Raw genomic sequence first — 18,128 nt, forward strand, 5'->3', positions numbered from 1 at the left:
ATCGTCCAAAGGTCAAAGAGACAGGCCGGACGTTTGTTTTTGTGAGATATTTCATAAAAACAGACCAAGCCGGCGCTGAAAAAATCACAATTCAGTAACACTACCTGCCCGTTTGCGATATCGCCAACGCAAACGGGCAATGCGGCGGATACGTCCGGACCATCCCTGCGCTTGCCAAAGACAACGGCTGACTGACAGCGTTAAGGCTAATAGCTAAGCCAGCTGGCGTGCGCTCAATGTATCGGACAGCAGACGGTCCTTGCGCAGCGTCTGCCACGCATCAATAATCTGCGGCGGAATATCCACATGAGCGATAAATCCCTTACCCAACGGGCCATAACCCTGCGGATTGTCCGCCAGCCGCGGCGGCTCGCCGAGGATCAGCGCCAGATAGCGTTCCACCGGCCACAGGCCGCTGCTATCGCCGCTAAAGGTGACGCCGTTAGCGCCATTGCACAACACCGGCGAACACCCCGGCGCGCTGTGCCACATTGGCGCATGCGCTGCGTCTTGCCAGACGCGGGCAAAGGTCGCCATCGTTCGCCGCTGCATGGTCGGGTCCTGGATCACCACGCCCGTTCGGTGCGTAATACCTCTCTGTTCCAGCATTTGCCGGGTAAAACGCGCATTTTCTCCACAGTTGGTGGAGCGGTCTTCCACGACAATGTATTCGCGAGGAATAGCCCAGAACCGGTGGGCAATATCGGCCAGAATGTGCGCCTCGGCGCGATCGGCTACCGGGATGGTGCAATAGCGCGGATCGTTCAACACCGCGTGGTATAAAAACGAAGTGGAATGCCCGATACCACCGCTGATCAGTAGCGGAACGGCGTGATGCGCCGCCAGCTGGCAGGCGAAATCAATGGTTGGGATCACCGCATTGCCCGCCAGCACCACGACATCGATTGATGGCTGCTGCGGCAAATCATGCTGCGCCAGCCAGGCCCCCAGCTGGTTCGCCGCGGCTAGCGTCGCCTCCGGCAGTGATGGAAAATGCTCCGACATGTTCTCTCCTTTGCGCCAATGTCACACTTCACGGGATTGTGGATACCATGATAAACCGGAGCCGCCTTTAAGGGTTAATAAAGCCTGAGCGGTAACAAGATTGAAATAACAAGAAACGTCCAAAAACAGAACGGTTGCACCTCAATAACTCACCACCATACGCCCGATTGTTAGCGAATACGTTCAAATAAACGGCTAAATAACGGCGCGATTCGCCGGTAAAAATGGCAAAAACGGCTCCCTGACGCGGCGACCAGACTTGCCAAATGCAACATACAACCCTAGCTTCCTTAACAATTAAATAACCTCATCGCTCGCCAGGTTGCACCTGAAAATCATCAGGTGTCACCGGGTTGTGATGACTCTGGGGGAGTAGCTAAAAGATGACCTTGCACGAGAGCAGCACCACATCAATTCTCAAGAAAAACAAAAAGGTGCTCATTGCCAGCCTCACCGGCAGCGCCATTGAATGGTTCGATTATTTCCTTTACGGTACGGCGGCGGCGCTGGTATTCAACAAGATTTTCTTTCCGATGGTCGATCCGGTCATCGGTTTAATCCTCTCCTGGCTCTCGTTCTCGTTGACCTTTTTCATTCGCCCGATTGGCGGGGTGGTCTTCGCACATATTGGCGACCGAATCGGGCGTAAGAAAACGCTGGTCCTGACGCTCTCCCTGATGGGCGGCGCAACGGTCGCCATCGGTCTGCTTCCCACCTATGAGATGATCGGTTTATGGGCGCCAGCGCTGCTGATAACCTTACGTATCGTTCAGGGAATGGGCATCGGCGGCGAATGGGGCGGTGCGCTATTGCTGGCCTACGAATACGCACCGGAAAAGCGCAAAGGTTTTTTCGGCAGCATTCCGCAGGCGGGCGTGACCATTGGCATGCTGATGGCCACTTTTATCGTCTCGCTAATGACCCTTTTCAGCGAAGAGCAGTTTCTCTCCTGGGGCTGGCGCATCCCTTTCCTGCTCAGCTCGGTGCTGGTTCTTATTGGTCTGTGGATCCGCAAAGATATTGATGAAACGCCGGAATTTAAACAGGTGAAGCAGTCAGGCCAGGTAGCAAAGGCGCCGCTGCGCGATACGCTCAAGTATCACTGGCGCGAAGTGTTAATTGCTGCGGGCCTCAAAGTAGTGGAAACCGCGCCATTCTATATTTTTTCGACTTTCGTGGTCAGCTATGCCACCACCACGCTGAGCTATCAAAAATCCCAGGCGCTTGAAGCCGTCACCCTCGGTGCGCTGGTTGCTACGGTTATGATCCCGCTGATGGGACTGCTTTCAGACAGAATCGGACGCCAGAAAATGTACACGCTCAGCGTGGTGCTGCTTGGATTGTTTATCGTACCGTGGTTTCTGCTGTTGGATACCCGCAGCACGTGGGGCATTGCGCTCGCCACGGTGATCGCCTTCGGTATTCTGTGGGCACCGGTTACCGCGGTATTGGGGACGCTCTGCTCCGAGATCTTCAGCGCTAACGTTCGCTACACCGGCATCACCCTTGGCTACCAGCTTGGCGCCGCGCTCGCCGGGGGTACCGCTCCGCTGATCGCCACCGGACTGCTGGCAAAATATGACGGTGACTGGATACCGGTCGCATGGTATCTGGCGGGAACGGTGGTGATTTCACTTATCGCGATTTTCTGCGCCAGCCGCTTAAAGCAGGCTCCCGGCGCTGTCGCCACCAGGAGCGAGATGTTATAAAGCCATTCGCTGCCGGCAACCCATTCACCCTGCCGGCAGCAGCCGAAGGATGCTCACTGCAATGCAACAAAGTCAACACACAAATATAGCGTTTTGTTCACTTTTTGAAGGAAGTCAAGATTCTGATAAATAGGGATAAAGGGTCCAAACTACGGCTTTAATGCACAAAGATGCATATTCATCCGTAGTCGACGCTGTTTTGCGTTTTTTTATTCACAAAAACTTCAACCCTACCGATAACGGCAGCATATTCTGCATTTTTGCCAAATACCGTCCCATTAAATTGGTGATAACATTCTCGTTACAGATTTTATGGCTGTATCTTTCCACGGTTAACAAAATAATTATCACTGCAAAACAGGACTCTTATGGAAAAGTTATCTTACGCTTCTGAAAGTAGTACATCTCCATGGACCACCTACCTGCGTCAAATCGATCGCGTCGCCCCCTACCTCGGCGATCTGGCCTACTGGATCGAAACGCTGCGCCATCCGAAACGCGCGCTGATCGTTGATATCCCGGTACAAATGGACGACGGAACCATTCGCCACTTCGAAGGCTACCGCGTCCAGCACAACCTCTCACGCGGTCCGGGTAAAGGCGGCGTGCGTTACCATCCGGATGTGGACCTGAATGAAGTCATGGCCCTCTCAGCCTGGATGACCATTAAGTGTGCGGCAGTCAATATTCCCTACGGCGGCGCCAAAGGCGGTATCCGCGTCGATCCGTTCTCTTTATCAGAAGGTGAACTGGAACGTCTGACCCGTCGCTACACCAGCGAGATCGGCATTATTATCGGGCCGCAAAAAGATATTCCGGCGCCGGACGTCGGCACCAACGGTAAAGTGATGGCCTGGATGATGGACACCTATTCCATGAACCACGGCACCACTATCACCGGCGTGGTCACCGGTAAACCGATTCATCTCGGCGGTTCTCTGGGCCGCGAAAAGGCCACGGGACGCGGCGTCTTCGTCACTGGTCGCGAAGTGGCCCGCCGCAGCGGTATCGAAATCGAAGGCGCGAAGGTCGCGCTGCAAGGGTTTGGTAACGTAGGCAGTGAAGCGGCCCGCCTGTTCGCTGGCGTCGGTGCGCGGATTGTGGTCATTCAGGACCATACCGCCACGCTGTATAACGAAGGCGGTATCGATATGGCCGCGCTGACCGCCTGGCAGGCCGAGAACAAGCAAATTGCCGGCTTCCCGGGCGCCCGCGAAATTGACAAAGAAACGTTCTGGACGACGCCGATGGATATTCTGATCCCGGCGGCGCTGGAAGGTCAGATTACGCGCGAGCGCGCGGAAACCCTCAGCTGCAAACTGGTGCTTGAAGGCGCTAACGGCCCGACCTATCCGGAAGCGGACGACGTGCTGGCCGAACGCGGCATCGTGGTGGTGCCGGACGTCATTTGTAATGCCGGCGGCGTCACCGTGAGCTACTTCGAATGGGTGCAGGATATGGCCAGCTTCTTCTGGAGCGAAGAAGAGATCAACGCCAAAATGGACCGCATTATGACCGATGCGATCGTTCACGTTTACGATAAAGCGGTGGAAAAAGCGTGCTCTTTACGTACTGCCGCCTATATCGTGGCCTGTGAGCGAATTCTGATGGCGCGTAAAGATCGCGGTATTTATCCGGGATAATCCCCCTTCTCAGCCCGGTTAAAGCCGGGCTGAGACCAGAACTCTCCTTCCCCCCTTCCAAAGCTTCTACCACAATAAACGCACATACCGTTAACCTGTTTTTATCAATCGGACTTGAATTCTCGTTTTGGCCAGACATAAAATCATTAGAGCTCTAACGATATTGCAGACCGAACTATGGATAACCGACAGCTAAATTTCTCCCATCTTTTGTATTTGACCGCCCATCATTGGCGGCTGGCGGTCAACCGTCGCCTCAAAGACCTCGGCATGAGCCAGGCCAGCTGGGTCGCCGTTTCCGCTATCGCGCGCAACGCGCAGCCGCTATCGCAAAGCGAGCTGGCCCAGGAGCTGGGCGTCGAAAGCGCGACCCTCGTCCCGTTGCTTAATCGGCTGGTGGATTTGGGGCTGGTTGAGCGGGTGAAAACCGAACGCGACAAACGTAAACGGCTGCTGATCGCCACCGCTAAAGGCCTTGAGGTGTATCAGCAGGTAAAAACGGTAGCCGATGAACTGCGTGAGGAGATCCTCACCGCTATCACGCCCGACGAACAGCAGCAGACTCAGCGCGTGCTGGAGAAACTGCTGCGCGAGGTAGAGAAAAAATAATGCCTCGCCGTAAAGATAACCCCTATGTGCCCCACGACTGGGCTCCGCACGAAAAACCGGCGATCCTCGGCTCGCCTTCCACCCCGATTCACAGCACGCCCAGGCGCATTGCCTACGGGATCGTTGGACTGCTGGTCTGCCTGACCGGTGCGCTGGGCAACGCGGTGGTCACCGCTAACCTGCAACTGTTGCAGGGAACCTTTGCCGCCTGGTCCACCGAGATAGCCTGGCTTCCGGCGGTCTACGTGATGACGAACGTCTCTATCAACCTGCTGCTGGTAAAATTCCGTCAGCAGTATGGCCTGCGCGCCTTCACCGAAGGCTTTCTCGTCCTCTATGTGCTGGTGACCTTCTTTCACCTGTTCGTCAACGACCTTAGCTCCGCGCTGATGGTACGCGCCGCCCATGGGATGGTCGCTGCGGCGCTGAGCTCGTTAGGCATTTACTATCAGGTGCAGGCCTGGCCCGCCCGCCATCGGCTAAAAGCGTTGACTATCGGTATTACCGGCTCATCGCTGGCGATCCCGCTGGCGCGCCTGTTTTCCACCGAACTGCTGCAAATTGACGAGTGGCGCGGACTGTACTTCTTTGAACTGGGGCTGGCGCTGGTATCGCTGGCCTGCGTGATCGCCCTGAAGCTTCCCCCAAGCGATCGTAAAAAAGTTTTTGAGAAGAAAGACTTTATCACCTTCTTCCTGCTGGCGCCGGGAATGGCGCTGGTTACCGCGGTGCTGTCGCTGGGGCGTCTGGACTGGTGGTTTGAAGCGCCGTGGATCGGCTGGGCGCTGGCGGGAGCGGTGGTGCTCATCGTCTCCGCGATTGCCTTTGAACATAACCGCAGCAACCCGTTACTCAATATTAAATGGCTCTCCAGCGGCAGCATTCTGCGCCTCGGGCTGATTATGCTGCTGATCCGCATCGTGCTGGCGGAGCAAAATACCGGGGTCATCGGCTGGCTGCAGTACGTCGGCCTGCAGAATGAACAGATGACCAATCTGGCGTGGTCGATTTTCGCCGGCATCATCTGCGGCATCGTCGCCAGCTGTCTGACGCTCAACCCGCAGCGTCTCTACTGGCCCACCGCTACGGCGCTGGCGCTGATCATGGTTGCCTCGCTGCTCGACAGCCAGTCGACCATCCTGACCCGCCCGGAACAGCTAATGTTCAGCCAGTTTCTGCTGGGCTTCGGCAGCGCCTTTTTCCTTGCTCCGGCAATGCTGGCAGGGATTGGCGGCGTGATTGCCGACCAGCGCAATCTGGTAAGCTTCTCGGTACTGTTCGGCATGAGTCAGAATATCGGCGGTCTGCTGGGGTCGGCCATTCTCGGCACCTTTCAGACATGGCGGGAGAAGTTTCACTCCAGCCAGCTCGCCGACCAGTTGACCACCCTCAATCCGCTGATTACTGAACGTTTGCAGCAGTACAGCCAAATGTATCAAAGCCAGATTGGCGACAGCACCCTGCTCAACGTTCAGGCCACCACGCTGCTACAAAACGCCGCCACGCTGCAGGCCAATATTCTCGCTTACAATGATACCTATCTGCTGACGGCAGCGATTTCAGCCGCCACGCTGGTGTGGGTTTTCTGGCGCTTAATAAGATTACGTATTACCGCCCGCGTTGCGTTAAAGCGCGCGACGGGAAGCAAATAAAATTTTTACTCTGGAGTCATTATGAGTCAGCAGGATGCGGCCAAACAACAGGCCAACACCCGTAATAATATTCGCGTGGTCTCTATTTTTACCGCCGCGGCAATTGGTATTGTCGGCGTTCTGGTTATTCTTTACGCCTGGCAGCTGCCGCCGTTTACCCGGCAAAGCCAGTTTACCGATAACGCCTACGTTCGCGGGCAAACCACGTTTATCAGCCCGCAGGTCAACGGCTATATTACCGAGGTCAAGGTTCAGGATTTTAATCAGGTGAAAGCCGGCGATGTGCTGTTTCAGATCGACGATCGCATCTATAAACAGCGCGTACATCAGGCGGAAGCCACGCTGGCGATGAAAGAGGCGGCGCTCAAGAACAATCTGCAGCAGCGCAAAAGCGCCGAGGCGGTCATCGTACGTAACGAAGCGGCGCTGCAAAACGCCCGCGCGCAAAGTCTGAAAACCCAGGCGGATTTAAAACGCGTTCAGGAGCTGACCGCCGACGGTTCGCTCTCGATCCGCGAACGCGATTCCGCCCGCGCCAGCGCGGCGCAGGGGACTGCGGATATCGAGCAGGCCAAAGCGACGCTGGAAATGTCGCGCCAGGATCTGCAATCGACAATTGTTAATCGGGATTCGCTGCTGGCCGACGTCGCCAGTGCGAGGGCCGCGCTGGAACTGGCGCAGATCGACCTCCAGAATACCCGCATTATCGCCCCCGCCGATGGTCAGCTGGGGCAAATATCAGTGCGCCTTGGCGCCTACGTGACCGCCGGGACGCATTTGACCTCGCTGGTACCGCCACAGCACTGGCTGATCGCTAACCTCAAAGAGACGCAGCTGGCGGAGGTCCGCGTCGGGCAGCCGGTAACCTTTACCGTTGATGCGCTGAACAGCGAGAAATTCACCGGTACGGTGCAGAGCATCTCCCCGGCCACCGGGGTTGAGTTCAGCGCCATTTCGCCGGACAACGCCACCGGCAACTTCGTCAAAATTGCCCAGCGCATTCCGGTACGCATCGCCGTGGATGAGGGGCAGAAAAACAGCCAGCACCTGCGGCCGGGGATGTCGGTGCAGGTCACCATCGACACCCGCGAGGAGGAGACGCGATGATTCGTCCGCTCACCCTCGCCGTTATTCTTGCGCTGGTTGGCTGCCAGTCAGCTGATATCCCACAGGCCGCGCCGACGCTGCATATTCCCGCCGCCTGGCGCACGGATATCGGCCCCGCCAGCCCGGTCGAGGGCGTGTGGTGGCGCAATTTTCACGACAGTACGCTTAATCAATACGTCGACCAGGCGCTACGCTACAACAGCGACGTGCTGATTGCCCGCGAACGGGTCAACGAGTACCAGGCGCGGGTCTACGCCGCCGACAGCAGCCTCTTTCCTTCACTAGACGCCGGCCTGACCGGTACCCGCGCGCGGTCGCAGTCGGCCGCCACCGGTCTGCCGATCCACAGTACGGTGTATAAAGGCGCGCTAACCGCCAGCTACGATGTTGATATCTGGGGCGCTAACCGCAGCGCCGCCAGCGCGGCGGAGGCCAGTCTGGCGGCGCAAAAAGCCGCCGCCGCGGCGGCGAACCTGACCGTCGCCTCTTCGGTGGCGACAGGCTATGTCACTCTGCTCTCGCTGGACGAACAGCTGCGGGTAACGCAACAAACGCTCAAAGCGCGGGAAGATGCCTTTAATCTGGCGAAACGTCAGTTCGAGACCGGCTATACATCGCGCCTCGAACTGATGCAGGCGGATTCCGAACTGCGCTCGACGCGGGCGCAAATTCCGTCGCTGCAACACCAAATCGCCCAGCAGGAAAACGCGCTCAGCCTGCTGCTCGGCGCTAATCCTGGCGCCGTTAAGCGCAACGCCTTTGCCCAGCTGACGCCGCTGTCGCTACCGTCCCAGCTGCCGTCAACCCTGCTCAATCGCCGCCCGGATATCGTTCAGGCTCAGCGTCAGCTGGTGGCCGCCGACGCCACGCTGGCGTCATCGCAGGCGCAGCTGCTGCCGTCCATCAACCTTACCGCCACCGGCAGCATGCAGGATCGCACTCTGCCCGACCTGCTGGATAATCCGCTACGCTTATGGAGCCTTGGCGGCAGCATCCTGGCGCCGCTGCTCAACCGCCAGGCGCTGAATGCCCAGGTAGACGTGTCGATGGCCCAGCGCAATCAGGCGTTGTATAGCTACGAAAAAACGGTGCGCGGCGCGTTTAAGGAGGTCAATGACAGCCTTGATGCTATTGGTCGCTACGGGGAGCAGCTGACGGAGCTGCAGGCCCAGGAGGACGTAGCCCGGGAGACGCTGCGCATTGCCCAAAACCGTTATCGCAACGGCTACTCATCCTATCTTGACGTCCTGGACGCCCAGCGTACGCTGTTTTCCACCCAGCTCAGCGTGGTGCAGGTGAAAAACAATCTGCTGCTGGCGCAAGTCGATTTGTACCGGTCGCTGGGAGGCGGCTGGTCTGATTCATCAGGGATGTAATACGGGAAATCTGACATGCAACAACAGTGGTCGGCAGTAGATAATTATCTGGTGGAAGCGTTAATCCCCAACGATCCCTTGCTCAACCAGGTTCTGGAAAATAACCAGCGCGCCGGGCTTCCGGCCATCGATGTTGCCGCCAATCAGGGGCAGTTTCTGGCCCTGCTGGTGCGCATGACAGGTGCCAGACGCCTCCTCGAGATTGGCACGCTCGGCGGCTACAGCACCATCTGGATGGCCCGGGAATTGCCTGCCGATGGCGAATTAGTCACCCTGGAGGCCGATGCGCACCATGCCGCCGTGGCGCGCGAGAACCTGCGCATGGCGGGCGTGGATAAGCTCGTTGAGGTGCGGGAAGGCCCGGCGCTGGCCACGCTGGAGAAGCTGGGCGACCATCCGCCGTTTGATCTGATCTTTATCGATGCGGATAAGCCGAATAACCCAAACTATCTGCGCTGGGCTTTGCGCTACTCTCGCCCGGGGACGCTGATCATTGGCGATAACGTGGTGCGCGACGGCGAAGTGACCGATCCGCATAGCGCAGATGACCGCGTTCAGGGCGTCAGGGAGTTTATTGCGATGATGGGCAGCGACCCGCGCCTGACGGTAACGGCCCTGCAAACCGTGGGCAGCAAAGGTTGGGACGGGTTCACCCTCGCGTGGGTGAACGCCTGACGCCAACAGCTTTCCCCGGCAGCCTGCGCCACCGGGGAATGCAGCGGCTCAGGCCGTAATCTGCTCCATTGCCTGCAGCACCCGCTTGTCGGAAATCGGATAAGGCGTGCCGAGCTGCTGGGCGAACAGGCTGACGCGCAGCTCTTCAATCATCCAGCGAATCTCCTGCACGTCCTCATCCTGGCGACGATTGGGCGGTAGCTTATTCAGCCACTGCTGCCACGCCTGCTGCACGCTCTCCACCTTCAGCATCTGCACGCGGTCGCGGTGCGGGTCGATCGCCATTTTCTCCAGCCGTTTTTCAATCGCCTGCAGATAGCGCAGCGTATCGCCCAGGCGGCGGAAGCCGTTGCCGGTGACGAAGCCGCGATACACCAGCCCACTCATCTGCGATTTAATATCCGACAGCCCCAGCGCCATGGTCATATCGACGCGACCTTTCAGGCGTTTGTTGATGTTGAACACCGCGGTCAGGATCTGCTCAACCTGTTTGGCGATCTCCACCACCGTCTCGTTGAGCTCAGCGCGCACTTTTTCATGCAGCGCGGCAAAGCCCTCCTCGCTCCACACCGGGCCACCCGCTTCATCGATCAGCTTATCGACGCCGCAGGAGATACAGTCATCGATCAGATCCAGCACCTTGCCGTAGGGGTTGAAATAGAGCCCCAGCTTGGCTTTATTCGGCAGCTTCTCATGCAGATATTTAATCGGCGATGGGATATTCAACAGCAGCAGGCGGCGCAGGCCGCGCCACATCTCCTGCTGCTGCTCGAGCGGATTATCAAACAGCTTGATGGCCACGCTGTCGCGTTCGTCCACCAGAGCCGGCCAGGCCTTAACTTTATAGTTGCCGCGCTTCTGCTCGTAGCTCTCCGGCAGGCGGCCAAAGCTCCAGATATGTAGCCCGCTCTGCTCTATACCGTCATCGGCGACTGCGGACAGCGTCTCCTGTACCTTGCCTTTCAGGGCATCTTTCAGATCCTGCAGCGAGCGCCCTTCCTGTAGCTTCTTATTTTTGTCGTCCACCACCCGGAAAGTGATTTTCAGGTGATCGGGCACCTGATCCCACTGCCAGGCCTCGCGGTCAATAGTCACGCCGGTCATCCGCCGCAGTTCGCGCTCAAGGGAATCCAGCAGCGGCAGCTCCAGCGGCGTCGCGCGGCCGAGAAACGCTTCCGCGTAGTTTGGCGCCGGGACAAAATTGCGGCGCACCGGCTTCGGCAGCGATTTAATCAGGGCGATAATCAGCTCCCGGCGCAGACCGGGGATCTGCCACTCAAACCCGGCCTCTTCCACCTGGTTGAGCAGCGGCAGCGGAATATGCACCGTCACGCCGTCGGCATCTGCGCCCGGCTCGAACTGATAGGTCAAACGCAGCTTCAGATTGCCCTGGTGCCAGAAGTTCGGATAGTCCAGCTTACTGACCTGCTCCGCGCCTTCTTTAATCAGCATACTTTTTTCAAAGTTAAGCAAATCCGGCGTCTCGCGACTGGCCTGCTTCCACCATTTATCGAAGTGGCGAGCGGAGATGACGTCATGGCTGATGCGCTGGTCGTAGAACTCAAACAGCGTTTCGTCGTCGACAAGAATGTCGCGGCGGCGCGACTTATGCTCCAGCTCTTCAATCTCGTTGCGCAGCTTCAGGTTGTCACGGAAGAAGGCGTGGCGGGTCTGCCAGTCGCCCTCCACCAGCGCATGGCGGATAAACAGTTCGCGGCACAGCGCCGGGTCAATCTGGCTGTAGTTGACCTTACGGGCCGCGACGATAGGCAGACCGTAAACGGTGACCTTCTCCGTCGCCATCACCGCGCCCTGCGCGCGCTCCCAGTGCGGTTCGCTGTAAGAACGTTTGAGCAAGTGCTGAGCGACCGGCTCGACCCATTCCGGCTCTATGCGTGCGGCGATACGCCCCCACAGGCGGCTGGTTTCCACCAGCTCGGCGACCATCGTCCATTTCGGCGGCTTTTTAAACAGCCCGGAGCCGGGGAAGATAGAGAAGCGAGCGTTGCGCGCGCCGGTGTATTCCTGCTTATCGGTATCTTTCATACCAATGTGCGACAGCAAACCGGTCAGCAGCGCGGTGTGAATTTCGCGATACTCTGCCGGTTCGCTATTCACCGGCAGGCCGAGCTCTTTAACGACCTGACGCAGCTGAGTGTAGATATCCTGCCACTCGCGCACGCGCAGGTAGTTGAGAAAATCGACCCGACACTGGCGGCGGAACTGGTTCGAGGAGAGCGCTTTTTGCTGCTCGCCCAGGTAGTTCCACAGGTTGACGAACGCCATGAAGTCGGACTCTTTATCGTGGAAGCGGCGATGCTTCTCATCGGAAGCTTGCTGCTTATCCATTGGCCGCTCGCGCGGGTCCTGAATAGAGAGCGCCGAGGTGATAATCATCGCCTCGCGCACGCAGCCGTGTTTTTGCGCCTCCAGCACCATTCGCGCCAGACGCGGGTCCACCGGCAGCTGGCTGAGCTGGCGCCCCATCGGCGTCAGCTTATAGGCGGTCTGCTGTTCGTCAGTGGTAATCGCCCCCAGCTCTTCCAGCAGACGCACGCCGTCCTGAATATTGCGTTTATCCGGCGCTTCAACGAACGGGAAAGCGGCAATATCGCCGAGTCCGAGCGCGGTCATTTGCAGGATAACCGACGCCAGGTTGGTGCGCAGAATCTCCGGATCGGTAAATTCCGGGCGCGACAGGAAGTCGTCTTCTGAATAAAGACGAATGCAGATCCCGTCAGATACGCGGCCGCAGCGGCCTTTACGCTGGTTAGCCGACGCCTGAGAAACCGGCTCAATCGGCAGACGCTGCACTTTGGTCCGGAAGCTGTAGCGGCTGATGCGCGCGGTACCGGGGTCGATAACGTACTTAATGCCCGGTACGGTCAGCGAGGTTTCCGCGACGTTGGTCGCCAGCACAATTCGCCGCCCGCTATGGGCCTGGAACACGCGGTTCTGCTCGCTATTGGAGAGCCGCGCATACAGCGGCAGCACCTCGGTGTGGCGCAGATTCAGCTTGTTAAGCGCATCGGCGGTATCGCGAATTTCCCGCTCGCCGCTCATAAAAATGAGGATATCGCCAGCGCTTTCACGTCCCAGCTCGTCAACGGCGTCAAAGATCGCCTGCAGTTGATCGCGTTCGGTGTCATCGGCGTCCTCAACGATGGGCCGATAGCGCACCTCAACCGGGAAGGTTCGTCCGGACACTTCGATAATCGGCGCGTTGTTAAAGTGGCGCGAGAAGCGTTCCGGGTCGATGGTCGCTGAGGTAATGATGATTTTCAGATCCGGGCGACGCGGCAGCAGTTCCCGCAAATAGCCGAGCAGGAAGTCGATATTCAGGCTGCGTTCGTGCGCTTCATCGATGATGATGGTGTCGTACTGCATCAGTAGCCGATCCTGCTGGATTTCCGCCAGCAGAATACCGTCGGTCATCAGCTTAACCATCGTATTGTCGCTGACGTGGTCGCTGAAGCGAACTTTGTAACCGATGCAGCCGCCTGGTTCCGTTTGCAGCTCCTCGGCAATACGGTTGGCAACGGTACGCGCGGCCAGACGACGCGGCTGGGTATGGCCGATTAAGCCTTTAACGCCGCGTCCCAGCTCCATGCAAATTTTCGGCAACTGGGTGGTTTTCCCCGACCCGGTTTCCCCCGCCACAATCACCACCTGGTGATCGCGCACGGCTTCGAGGATCGCTTGTTTTTTCTGGCTAACCGGCAGGTTATCCGGATAGGAAATCGCTGGCCGCGCGGCTTCGCGCAGCAGGACTCTCCCTGCCGCCTGTTCAATTTCTTGCGCCATCTCCTGCAGAATGGCCTGTTGGGCATCAGGATTTTTAACCTTCTTCACGCCGTGCAGGCGACGGGCAAAGCGCGACTTATCGCGCAGCATCAGGCCATCCAGCTGCGTAAAGAGCTGTGAGAAGGTGAATTTTTGTTGTTCTGTCATAGCGTTATCGGGCAGTGCACTGCCGGGAAAAATCTCTTATGAAATATTGCGCTAGAGTACCACATCCGCGCATTTCGTGCCTTGTTCAAAAAAACTGAATACAGAGTTCGATTTATTGCGCTTTCTCTGTGACATGATTGTGAATACAGTGTCATCAAGCACCAGGGCACAGGCCCGTCAATCACATTAAAAAAGGAAACACCCATGAGCAAAGTATTAGTTCTCAAATCCAGTATTCTGGCAGGGTACTCGCAATCTGGTCAGCTGTCCGACTATTTTGTTGAACAATGGCGTGAAAAACACGCGCAAGACGTTATTACCGTGCGCGACCTGGCTGCAAATCCGATCCCGGTACTGGTTGGCGCCCTGCGTCCGAGCGATGCGCCGCTGACGCCGCGTCAGCAGGAAGCGCTGGCGCTGTCCGACGAACTGATCGCTGAACTGCAGGCGAACGATGTGATTGTTATTGCGGCGCCGATGTACAACTTCAACATTCCGACTCAGCTGAAAAACTACTTCGACCTGGTGGCTCGCGCTGGCGTCACCTTCCGCTACACCGAGAAAGGGCCAGAAGGTCTGGTAAAAGGAAAACGTGCGGTGGTCGTCACCAGCCGCGGCGGTATCCATAAAGATACCCCGACCGATCTGGTGACCCCGTATCTCTCTACTTTCCTCGGTTTTATCGGCATCACCGACGTGAACTTCGTCTTTGCTGAAGGCATCGCTTACGGTCCGGAAGTCGCAGCGAAAGCGCAGTCTGATGCGAAAGCCGCTATCGACAGCGTCGTTGCCGCATAAGGTTTGCCTCCTCCTGCTTCCCGGCGGGAGGAGAGTTTCACTTTTTCTCGTAGCGCAAATACCCCATTACGCCCCCGCCGCCATCTTTCGGATGATTCACGCCATCGTTGACCTCTAAGCAGGGAAAATCGAAGGGCGACACGCCTGGAATGCACGCCACATTCACCCCGTACTGCTGCGGATTTGAACGCCGCTGATGGAAAGTGTAAATCCCGCATACCGAGCAGAAAAAGTGCACGGCTTCACCGGTGTTAAAGCGATACTCCGTGAGCTTCTCCCGCCCGCGTAAGATATCGATTCCTGAAAGCGGCGCGGAGACCGTAACCGCTCCCCGCATCCGGCAAAATGAACAGTTGCAGCGTCGAGCGGTGTTGAAGCCATCGCTGAGTTCAACGGTAAACGCCACCGCGCCGCAGTGGCATTGAGCGGATAATTTTTCTGCCATGTTTTCCCCTCAGGACGATGACTTTGGCCGTAAATTCTCGTCAAAGACGAGACGCTTTCTGTCCGGCTCGGCTTCTTTTAGCGGTTCCACCTGATGCAGCGTCTGCTTGCAGCGCTCCACCAGCATCTGATACTCCCGCGTTCCCTGCTTTTTCCAGGCCAGCTCCTGTTCGCTTAACGCGCGGATGGCTTTGGCCGGACTGCCGACAATCAGATGGTTGGCGGGCATTTCGGCGTTGGCTTTCACAAAGGCTGAGGCGCCGACAATGCTATTCTCCCCAATCCTGGCACCGTCAATAATCACCGCGCTCATCCCCACCAGCGCGTTGCGGCCGATGGTACAGCCGTGCAGAATCGCGCCGTGGCCGATATGTCCCTCCTCCTCCACGACCGTATCCTGGCCGGGAAAACCGTGCATCACGCAATTGTCCTGGATGTTAGCGCCATCTTTCACCACGATACGGCCAAAATCGCCGCGCAGGCTGGCGTTAGGCCCGACGTAGACCCCTTTGCCGAGGATCACGTCGCCAATCAGCACGGCGGTGGGATGAACATAGCTTTCGTCCGGTACAACCGGCGTCATACCGTCAATCTGATAAATGGGCATGGTGCCTCCTTATACGCCCGACAGTCCGCCGAAACGCTGGAAATAGAGCGGCCCCGGCGCGGGAAGTTCCCCCACCGAGCTTTCGCCCTTCTCGCCGACGAAGGCCAGCGCGCCGGGCGCAACGCGTTGATAAATATTGATGCACAGCTGGCGCGCGGTTTGCCCGGCCCAGTGTGCAGGGAGCAGTTCTTCGGGCAGCAGCGGATCCTTAAGCACCACCCGGCGGTAGAAGTGAATCAGCAGTAGTTGAATGTGAAAGCAGCGTTCGGGCGTCAGTTCTGCGGGCTCGCAGTCGCGAAGCAGCGGCAGCAGAGGACGAAACAAATTGATAAACGTCTCATACATCGCGTTCTGTTCGGTGAGATGCCAGCACTCTTCAACGCGGGCGCGCAGCGCCGCCCGGGAGAGCGCCAGCGGGGAGTGGGCTTCGAAGCAGATGACATTTTCCGCCACGCCCGCGTCGTGCAGCAGAGATTGCACATCCGCCAGCTTTTGCGACGGTGAAGCCAGCAGGCTCGGCGCCAGCGCGCCAAATCCCTGCCATAGCAGCTGTTTTTTGACCTCCGCCAGCGTGCTCTTCTCAAGCCCTTCCGACAGTAGCAGTAGCCAGGTGCCGTCCCATTCCGGGGCGCTGGCGCGATAGATTTTATGTTCGGCGCGGCGAGTCAAGCGCAGGCCTTTGTCGCTGAGACGGTAGAAGCTTCGGCGGCCAATACGCACCACGTCGAGCCACTCTTCTTTATTCAGGCGGAACAGCGCAGTACGCACGAATCGTTCGCCGAAGCCCAGCCCTTCCAGCAGCGCCGCTACGCTGCCGAGCCAGACCTCCCCACCGCGTTGGAGCAAGGCGTCGCCGTATAAAGAAGCAATAAGCGAGGTTCCACTGATGGGCATCGTTTCCGTGGCCTGTTGAATAAAGGTATCGAGTTTACTCATCTGATTCATTCTGTTGTTATTTTTGTCCTTTTTGAATCATAGCACAGGAAATCCCGGAGGCGGTGCTGGCGCACCTGTCCGGGCTACCGGCCCGCAGACGGCGATAAACACATAGCCCGGCTAAGCACAGCGCAAGCCGGGAAGAGGACGAGCTGATACATCAATCCCGGCACACTCCCCGGGTCGCGGCGTAAACGCCTTACCCGGGCTACCCCTGTCCGGGCCAGGGAGTTGTGTCGTCGTGTAGCCCGGACAGGCGCAATGCGCCGCCTCCGGGAGAAAACGTTATCCGTTAGCGGCAACCTTGCGCAGGTCGAATACGCGACAGGCCTTGCCCTCGGAACGCGGGATGCTACCGCAGTTGACGATGCTGATATCGGTCGAGATCCCCACCATCGACTTGATCCGATGACGCAACTGATGGCAAATCTGACAGCGCTGCTCGTGGTTCAGCGCCAGACCGCTCTCTTTTAGCTCCACGCGCACCGAAAGTGAATCAAGATGGCCCCGGCGATTAACTTCCAGCTGATAGTGCGGCGCCAGATGTTCGAACTTGAGGATCTCCTCTTCCAGCTGCGACGGGAAGACGTTTACGCCGCGAATAATCAGCATATCGTCGCTGCGTCCGCTAATGCGATCCATCCGACGCATGGTACGGGCGGTGCCCGGCAGCAGACGCGTCAGGTCGCGGGTGCGATAGCGGATCACCGGCAGCGCTTCTTTGGTCAGGGTAGTGAACAGCAGCTCGCCGTGTTCGCCGTCCGTCAGCGGCGTACCGTTGTCCGGATTCACCACTTCAGGGTAGAAATGGTCTTCCCAGATCGTCGGACCGTCGGCGGTCTCCAGACACTCCATCGCCACCCCCGGCCCCATCACCTCCGACAGACCGTAGATATCCAGCGCCGAAATACCCAGTCGGCGCTCGATTTCCGCCCGCATCGCATGGGTCCACGGCTCCGCGCCGAACACGCCCACCCGCAGGGAGCAGCCGCTGGCGTCGCCGCCCATCTGGCGTTCCAGCTCTTCAATCAGGTTCAGACAATAGGACGGAGTGACCATGATCATATCCGGCTGAAAATCGCGGATTAGCTGAGCTTGTTTTTCGGTCTGCCCGCCGGACATGGGAATGACCGTCGCGCCTAAACGCTCCGCGCCGTAGTGAGCGCCGAGACCGCCGGTAAACAGCCCGTAACCATAGGCAACATGAATTTTGTCTTTCGCCGTCCCGCCCGCCGCGCGCAGGGAGCGTGCGACAATATTGGCCCAGTTATCAATATCGTTTTGCGTATAGCCCACCACCGTCGGCTTGCCGGTGGTGCCCGAAGACGCATGGATGCGCACCACCTGCTCCATCGGCACCGCAAAAGTATCAAACGGATAGTTGTCGCGCAGATCCTGTTTGGTGGTACAGGGAAACTTACTCAGATCGCTCAGTTCGTGAAAATCGTCAGGATGAACGCCCGCCGCATCAAATTTACGGCGATACATCGGCACGTTCTCATACGCATGCTTAAGGGTCCACTTCAGACGCTGGGTTTGCAGGGCCTGTAGCTCGTCGCGCGATGCGGTTTCAATCGGGTCTAATTGAGTTATCGTTGTCATTTTGTAGGGTACTC

At 58.0% G+C, this 18,128-nt stretch carries 14 protein-coding genes; 8 read left to right on the plus strand and 6 right to left on the minus strand.

What is annotated here, in order from left to right; all coding sequences use genetic code 11:
• Positions 1-213: 213 nt before the first annotated feature.
• On the minus strand, positions 214-1,005 hold the full coding sequence (locus tag K2184_RS15790) for a YdcF family protein (protein WP_163525570.1): 792 nt from the start codon (positions 1,003-1,005) through the stop codon (positions 214-216).
• 383 nt (positions 1,006-1,388) lie between these two features.
• On the opposite strand from K2184_RS15790, the gene K2184_RS15795 reads away from it, so the two are divergent.
• From K2184_RS15795 to K2184_RS15825, 7 genes are all read left to right on the plus strand, one after another.
• Complete coding sequence (locus K2184_RS15795; protein ID WP_004101717.1) at positions 1,389-2,714, plus strand: MFS transporter; 1,326 nt, start codon at positions 1,389-1,391, stop codon at positions 2,712-2,714.
• A 368-nt stretch (positions 2,715-3,082) separates the two neighbouring features.
• Complete coding sequence (locus K2184_RS15800; protein WP_064351524.1) at positions 3,083-4,357, plus strand: Glu/Leu/Phe/Val family dehydrogenase; 1,275 nt, start codon at positions 3,083-3,085, stop codon at positions 4,355-4,357.
• 177 nt (positions 4,358-4,534) lie between these two features.
• Entirely contained in the window at positions 4,535-4,966 is a 432-nt protein-coding gene (locus K2184_RS15805; RefSeq protein ID WP_004101713.1) for a MarR family winged helix-turn-helix transcriptional regulator, read from the plus strand.
• Positions 4,966-6,618 (plus strand): MFS transporter, encoded by a 1,653-nt coding sequence (locus tag K2184_RS15810; RefSeq protein ID WP_024274105.1) that lies wholly within the window; start codon positions 4,966-4,968, stop codon positions 6,616-6,618. The genes K2184_RS15805 and K2184_RS15810 overlap by 1 nt, the downstream gene beginning before the upstream one ends.
• Before the next feature lie 21 nt (positions 6,619-6,639).
• Positions 6,640-7,725 carry an HlyD family secretion protein gene (locus K2184_RS15815; RefSeq protein ID WP_163525568.1) on the plus strand — a complete coding sequence of 362 codons (1,086 nt, stop codon included), beginning with the start codon at positions 6,640-6,642 and terminating at the stop codon, positions 7,723-7,725.
• Positions 7,722-9,101 (plus strand): efflux transporter outer membrane subunit, encoded by a 1,380-nt coding sequence (locus tag K2184_RS15820; RefSeq protein ID WP_163525566.1) that lies wholly within the window; start codon positions 7,722-7,724, stop codon positions 9,099-9,101. Before K2184_RS15815 ends, K2184_RS15820 begins: the two co-directional genes overlap by 4 nt.
• A 15-nt stretch (positions 9,102-9,116) precedes the next feature.
• A complete protein-coding gene (locus K2184_RS15825) occupies positions 9,117-9,776 on the plus strand; it encodes an O-methyltransferase (RefSeq protein ID WP_163525564.1) in 660 nt (219 codons plus the stop codon).
• A gap of 48 nt (positions 9,777-9,824) precedes the next feature.
• Here the strand turns inward: K2184_RS15825 and hrpA are convergent, their stop codons facing one another.
• On the minus strand, positions 9,825-13,727 hold the full coding sequence (gene hrpA, locus K2184_RS15830; RefSeq protein WP_023320875.1) for an ATP-dependent RNA helicase HrpA: 3,903 nt from the start codon (positions 13,725-13,727) through the stop codon (positions 9,825-9,827).
• Positions 13,728-13,931: 204 nt separating this feature from the next.
• Here hrpA and azoR point away from each other — a divergent pair, with 204 nt between their 5' ends.
• Entirely contained in the window at positions 13,932-14,525 is a 594-nt protein-coding gene (gene azoR, locus K2184_RS15835; RefSeq protein WP_439237762.1) for an FMN-dependent NADH-azoreductase, read from the plus strand.
• A gap of 37 nt (positions 14,526-14,562) precedes the next feature.
• On the opposite strand, the gene K2184_RS15840 is transcribed toward azoR, so the two are convergent.
• From K2184_RS15840 to paaK, 4 genes are all read right to left on the minus strand, one after another.
• Positions 14,563-14,970 (minus strand): GFA family protein, encoded by a 408-nt coding sequence (locus K2184_RS15840; protein WP_163525562.1) that lies wholly within the window; start codon positions 14,968-14,970, stop codon positions 14,563-14,565.
• Positions 14,971-14,979: 9 nt separating this feature from the next.
• Entirely contained in the window at positions 14,980-15,576 is a 597-nt protein-coding gene (gene paaY, locus K2184_RS15845; RefSeq protein WP_004101697.1) for a phenylacetic acid degradation protein PaaY, read from the minus strand.
• 9 nt (positions 15,577-15,585) lie between these two features.
• Positions 15,586-16,512, minus strand: coding sequence for a phenylacetic acid degradation operon negative regulatory protein PaaX (gene paaX / locus K2184_RS15850; RefSeq protein ID WP_024274100.1), 927 nt, complete (start codon positions 16,510-16,512; stop codon positions 15,586-15,588).
• Between the two features lie 285 nt (positions 16,513-16,797).
• A complete protein-coding gene (gene paaK, locus K2184_RS15855) occupies positions 16,798-18,114 on the minus strand; it encodes a phenylacetate--CoA ligase PaaK (protein WP_004101693.1) in 1,317 nt (438 codons plus the stop codon).
• Positions 18,115-18,128 lie beyond the last annotated feature (14 nt).

The organism is Klebsiella sp. K5-306, assembly GCF_051835185.1.
GTDB lineage: Bacteria > Pseudomonadota > Gammaproteobacteria > Enterobacterales > Enterobacteriaceae > Klebsiella > Klebsiella oxytoca.